Here is a 5,107-nt window from a genome sequence, read left to right on the forward strand (position 1 = left end):
GGCGGGCAGCCGCCGACCGGGTACACCGGGCCGCCACCGAGCACCCCGCCGCCGCCCGGCTGGCGACCGCCGGTGCACGTGCGGACGCCCCCGCCACGGCACCTGCCACCGCAGGACATGGCGGCCATGGACCAGGCGGAGCAACGCGCCCAGCGCGTCACCTACGGCGTGGGTGCGGTCGTCGGCGTGGTGCTGGTGCTGCTCACCTGCCTGCTGTGCTCGCGCGTGCTGTTCTGAGCGGCGTCAGACGATCCCGTCCCACACCATCTTGGCGCCGCTGTCACCGGTCAGGTAGACGTACACCAGCGCGAAGACCGCGAGCACGGCCGCCACGGCGGTGAGCGCCAGGGGCAGCCAGCGGGGCAGGTTCCGGTCCCGGGTGAAGCGGCTGGTCACCAGCAGCAGCAGGAGCGCCACCACGGCGAGGCCGAGCGTGAACCAGAGCAGCGTCTCGCCGTACTCGGAATGCTCGTGGATCTTCTGGAGCCCCTCGGCGGGGTAGCCCCGCGCCTCCAGCGCCTCCTCCAGCTCCTCGCCGGACTCCGTCGCCACCCAGGTGACGATCGGGGTGACCACGGCGAGCGCGCCCACCGCCCAGTCCAGCCGGGGCCGCCAGCGGGGCAGCACCCCGTACGCGACGGTGAGCAGCGCCAGCAGCGGCACCAGCACCACCGCGGCGTGAATGACCAGGACGTGACCCGGGAGACCGTTGACTTCCCTGAACACCGACACCTCCGGCAAGTGGGTGGAACCGCGCGGTCAGCGTACGACGAAGTGCGGCCTACATCGACACACGCACGGGCGGTCGCCCCGGTTCACGCTGTGGCCCCGACCACCCGCGAAGAACGCTCGCTTGTCGGCCCGCCGACCCCGTGCTGTCATGGATCCATGTCCACGGGTGAGGAGTTGCTCCGGTCGCGGGGCCTGCGGGTCACCCGGCCACGCCTCGCCGTGCTGGACGTGCTCGCCGCCGGCGGCCACCTGGAGGTCGACGAGATCACCCGGCGGGTCCGTCAGCGGCTCGACTCGGTCTCCACGCAGGCGGTCTACGACGTGCTCGGCGCGTTGTCCCGGGCCGGCCTGTCCCGCCGGATCGAGCCGGCCGGCAGCCCGGCCCGCTACGAGGCACGGGTGGGCGACAACCACCACCACGTGGTGTGCCGCGGGTGCGGCGAGATCGCCGACGTGGACTGCGCGGTCGGCAGCGCGCCCTGCCTGGACCCGAACGTGGCGCACGGCTTCGAGCTGGACGAGGCGGAAGTGACCTTCTGGGGGCTCTGCCCGACCTGCCAGGCCCGCCGCTCCGCCGACGTCTGAATCGGCATCCGCCGGGCCCGGCCGCCCGGCGTGGCACTCTTGACCGGTGGACACCGAGGATCTCGGCCTGTTCGGTCCGGGGTCGGTCACGTGGAAGGTGCACGAGGAGCCGATCCTGATCGTCGCCGGCCTGCGCTCGCTCTACCTTCAGGCGTTGCACCCGCGCTCGATGGCCGGCGTCGCGCAGAACAGCAACTACCGCTCCGACGCCTGGGGCCGCCTGGTCCGCACGGCGACCTACGTGGCGACGACGATCTACGGCACCACCGCCGAGGCGGAGGCCGCGGGCCGGCGGCTGCGTACGCTGCACGCCCGGATGCGCGCCACCGACCCGTTCACCGGCGAGGAGTTCCGCGTCGACGACCCCGACCTGCTGCGCTGGGTGCACGTTACCGAGGTCGAGTCGTTCGTGAGCACCGCCCGACGGGCCGGGCTCGCCCTGAGCGACGACGAGGTGGACGGCTACTACACCGAGCAGCGCCGGGCGGCGGCCCTGGTGGGACTGGACCCGGCCGACGTGCCGGGCACCGCCGCCGAGGTCGCGGCCTACTACCGGGACGTCCGCCCACAGTTGCGGATGACCCGGGAGGCGGCCGAGACCGCGGTGTTCCTGACCGCGCCGCCGATCCCGTGGAAGCTCAGCCTGCCGGTGCGGCTCGGCCTGACGCTCGGTCCGCCGCGCTGGGCCTACCTGGGTGTCGCGGGGACCGCGCTGGGGTTGCTGCCGCCCTGGGCGCTGCGGCTCTACGGCGGGCTCGGCCTGCCCACCACCGCGCTGTCGGCGGACCTGGGTGTGCGGGCGCTGCGGCTCGCCCTGGCGGCGGTGCCCCGGCGTTACCGGGAGGGGCCGTTGCAGCAGGCCGCCAAGGAACGCGCCGCCCGCCTCGCGGCGGCCTGAGACGCGTCAGTCGGCGTCGGTGACCGGCTCGGCGAGGCGGTCGACGGCGGACCAGGGCTCCTTGCCCGGGTTCTGCGCGCCGGTCGGGCAGGTGCGCCGGTAGTCGCACCAGCCGCACCGGGGCCCCGGCTCGGTGGGGAACGCCGCGTCCGGGTCGGCACCGTCGGCCACCGCGCGCTCGGCGGCCATGATGTCGCGGGCGGTGTCCTCCGCGCGGGTGAGCTGCCGATGCAGCGACTCCGGGGTGTGCTCGTGCGCGGCGACCGTGCCGCTGGGGAGGTGGTGCAGCTCGACCCGGCGGCACGGCTTGCGGAACACCCGCTCCGCCGCGTACGCGTAGAGCGCGAGCGCCTGCGAGCCGCGCGCGTCGTCGGCGTCCAGCCCGGTGCGGCCGGTCTTGTAGTCGACGATGACCAGCTCGGGCCGGCCGTCCGGGCCGGGGCGGGAGTCGATCCGGTCGGTGCGACCGTTGAACGCGAGCACCGCGGTCTTCACCGCGACCACCCGCTCCACGCCGACCGGCTCGTCGGCCGGGTCGAGGCCCGCGACGTAGGACTCCAGCCAGGTCAGCGCCCGCCGGAAGGCGTCGCGCTCCTGCTCGTCGTCGCGGTAGCCCTCGCGGACCCAGGTGCCCTTGAGCAGCGTGCCGAGCACCTCGGGGCGGCGACGGTCGGGGGCCAGCGCATACCAGTTCTTGAGCGCGGTGTGCACGCTCGCGCCGAGCGAGTTGTGTGCCCACGGCGGCCCCTTCGGCGGGGCCGGGCGGTCCACGTAGGCGTAGCGGTAGCGCCGGGGACAGTCGGCGTAGGCGCCGAGCTTGCTGGGGGTGCAGACGAAGAGCCGCTCCGGCATGCCCTCGAAGCCGAGCTGCTCGGCCTGCTCGGCGCGGGGCCGGGGCGCCCGGCCGCCGGTGGGTCGTCCGGTGGGTGAGGGTCGTCGCACGCCTGAGATCCTGCCATCCGGGTGCGACAGCGGCCGGACGGCTCAGGCGTTGTTGAGGTATTCGGTCACGAACGCGGCGATCGCGTCGGCGATGAGCTGCACGGCGATGGCGGCCAGCAGCAGGCCGGCGATCCGGGTCAGCACCTCGATGCCGCCCGGGCGGAGCACCTTGACGATCCCGCCGGAGAAGCGCAGCACCACCCAGACGGCGACCATGACGGCGACGATGGCCAGGGCGATCGCGACGTAGTCGGCGACGCCGCCGGCGCGCTGCACGAACAGCATGGTGGCCACGATGGCGCCGGGGCCGGCCAGCAGCGGGGTGCCCAGTGGCACCAGCGCGATGTTCGAGGTGACCTGCTGGCTCGGGTCGTCCGCCTTGCCGGTCAGCAGCTCCAGCGCGACCAGCACCAGCAGCAGGCCGCCGGCGGCCTGCAACGCGGGCAGGTCGACGTGCAGGTAGGCCAGGAGGGTCTGCCCCGCCACCGCGAAGATCACGATGACCCCGAGCGCCAGCGCGACGGCCTGCCAGGCGGCCCGGTTCCGGTCGCGGGCGGGCAGCGGCCCGGTGAGCGCGAGGAAGATGGGCATCATTCCGGGCGGGTCGACGATCACCAGCAGGGTCACGAAGACCTCGCCGAAGAGCTTGAGATCCACGCGGACACGGTAGCGGTGCCGCCAGAACGCTTCAGCCTGAAGCGACCGGGGTCACCCCCCGGGCCAGCCCGACGATCCGCTCGTACGCCTCGGGTCCGGTGGTGAACGCGCCGAGCCGCACGGTCTTGTGCGTAGCGTGGAAGTCCGACGAGCCGGTGACCAGCAGTCCCAGCTCGGCGGCGAGCCGCCGGACGTGCTCCCGCTCGGCCGGGCTGTGGTCCTCGTGGTCGGCCTCCAGCCCGGCCAGGCCGACGGCCGCCAGCTGGGCGATCAGGTCGTCGGGCACGATCCGGCCGCGCCGGCTGGCCCTCGGGTGGGCGAAGACGGGCACGCCCCCGGCCGCCCGCACCAGCGCCACGGCGCGGAACACGTCGATGTCGTCCTTCGGCAGGCGGTACCGCTCCCCGAGCCAGTCCGGCCCGAACGCCTCGGTGGTGGTGGCGACCAGGCCGGCACGGATCAGCGCCTGCGCGATGTGCGGGCGGCCGACCGTGCCGCCGGCCGCGCCGGCCAGGATCTCCGACCAGCTCACCGGGATGCCGTCGGCCTGGAGCAGCCGCACGATCCGCTCCCCCCGCTCCTCCCGGACCCGCCGCACCCGCGCCAGCTCCGCGACCAGCTCGGGCTCGTCGGGATCGAAGAGGTACGCCAGCAGGTGCAGCGGGACCGCCGGCTCGACGCCGAACCAGCGGCAGGACAGCTCGGCCCCGCGGATCAGGGTGAGGCCGCGCGGCAGGGCGGCGACCGCGTCCACCCAACCCGCCGTGGTGTCGTGGTCGGTGAGCGCCACCACGTCGAGCCCGGCGTCGCGGGCGGCCCGGACCAGCTCGGCCGGGCCGAGCGTCCCGTCGCTCGCGGTGGAGTGGGTGTGCAGGTCGATGCGGGCGGAGGCGCTCACCCGCCCGACGCTACGCCCCGTCGGGCAGGGTGGGGACGTCGGCCACCACGACGGGTCGCGCGTCGGTGGTCAGGCCGGAGACCGCCGACGGGGTCGGCTGCTCGCCGGCCAGCACCCGCTCGGGCTCGACCCGGACCAGTTCGCCCGCGGCGTCCACGTGGAACGCGACACCGGCCCGGGACCAGGCGACCGCGCCGACCAGCGCCGGACCCGCCGGGTGCGCCGCCGGGCTCGCTCCCAGGTCGGTCAGGTCGACAAGTTGGGCGGTACGCCCGGTGCCGTTCACCAGCAGCCACCGCCCGTCCGGCGAGACACCGCCGAGCCCGTCGACGGCCGGCTGCGCGCCGCAGCCCGTCCGGACCGGGGCGAGCCCGCGGGCCGGGTCGAGCAGCGCC

General features: G+C 74.9%; 7 protein-coding genes and 1 pseudogene. 3 read left to right on the plus strand and 5 right to left on the minus strand.

Annotated features, from left to right (window positions below):
* Positions 1–237, plus strand: a 237-nt coding sequence (locus tag HUW36_RS25075; protein WP_174530417.1) for a hypothetical protein, incomplete at its 5' end; no start/stop codon positions are given.
* A gap of 6 nt (positions 238–243) precedes the next feature.
* Here the strand turns inward: HUW36_RS25075 and HUW36_RS25080 are convergent.
* Positions 244–726 carry a DUF2231 domain-containing protein gene (locus tag HUW36_RS25080; protein WP_174530418.1) on the minus strand — a complete coding sequence of 161 codons (483 nt, stop codon included), beginning with the start codon at positions 724–726 and terminating at the stop codon, positions 244–246.
* 162 nt (positions 727–888) lie between these two features.
* On the opposite strand from HUW36_RS25080, the gene HUW36_RS25085 reads away from it, so the two are divergent.
* Together HUW36_RS25085 and HUW36_RS25090 are read left to right on the plus strand one after the other, a co-directional pair.
* Positions 889–1,317, plus strand: coding sequence for a Fur family transcriptional regulator (locus HUW36_RS25085; RefSeq protein ID WP_174530419.1), 429 nt, complete (start codon positions 889–891; stop codon positions 1,315–1,317).
* Between the two features lie 46 nt (positions 1,318–1,363).
* Positions 1,364–2,215: an oxygenase MpaB family protein gene (locus HUW36_RS25090; RefSeq protein WP_174530420.1), complete on the plus strand. Its 852-nt coding sequence runs from the start codon at positions 1,364–1,366 to the stop codon at positions 2,213–2,215.
* Positions 2,216–2,221: 6 nt separating this feature from the next.
* On the opposite strand, the gene HUW36_RS25095 is transcribed toward HUW36_RS25090, so the two are convergent.
* The 4 genes and pseudogenes from HUW36_RS25095 to HUW36_RS25110 all read right to left on the minus strand — a co-directional run.
* The gene (locus tag HUW36_RS25095; RefSeq protein ID WP_246248315.1) at positions 2,222–3,067 is read right to left on the minus strand and encodes a RecB family exonuclease; all 846 of its coding nucleotides are present in this window, start codon (positions 3,065–3,067) and stop codon (positions 2,222–2,224) included.
* Between the two features lie 132 nt (positions 3,068–3,199).
* Positions 3,200–3,814, minus strand: coding sequence for a MarC family protein (locus tag HUW36_RS25100; RefSeq protein WP_091582616.1), 615 nt, complete (start codon positions 3,812–3,814; stop codon positions 3,200–3,202).
* A gap of 31 nt (positions 3,815–3,845) precedes the next feature.
* Positions 3,846–4,712: a PHP domain-containing protein gene (locus tag HUW36_RS25105; protein WP_174530422.1), complete on the minus strand. Its 867-nt coding sequence runs from the start codon at positions 4,710–4,712 to the stop codon at positions 3,846–3,848.
* Positions 4,713–4,722: 10 nt separating this feature from the next.
* Positions 4,723–5,107: pseudogene (locus HUW36_RS25110) on the minus strand (hypothetical protein); the annotation flags it as partial.

This window comes from Micromonospora maritima, from assembly GCF_902825405.1.
In the GTDB taxonomy this organism is placed as follows: domain Bacteria; phylum Actinomycetota; class Actinomycetes; order Mycobacteriales; family Micromonosporaceae; genus Micromonospora; species Micromonospora maritima.

Coding starts and splice junctions, on each gene's coding strand:
- HUW36_RS25085 (WP_174530419.1), top strand. CDS start 889: ATGTCCACGGGTGAGGAGTTGCTCCGGTCGCGGGGCCTGCGGGTCACC.
- HUW36_RS25095 (WP_246248315.1), bottom strand. CDS start 3,067: ATGCCGGAGCGGCTCTTCGTCTGCACCCCCAGCAAGCTCGGCGCCTAC.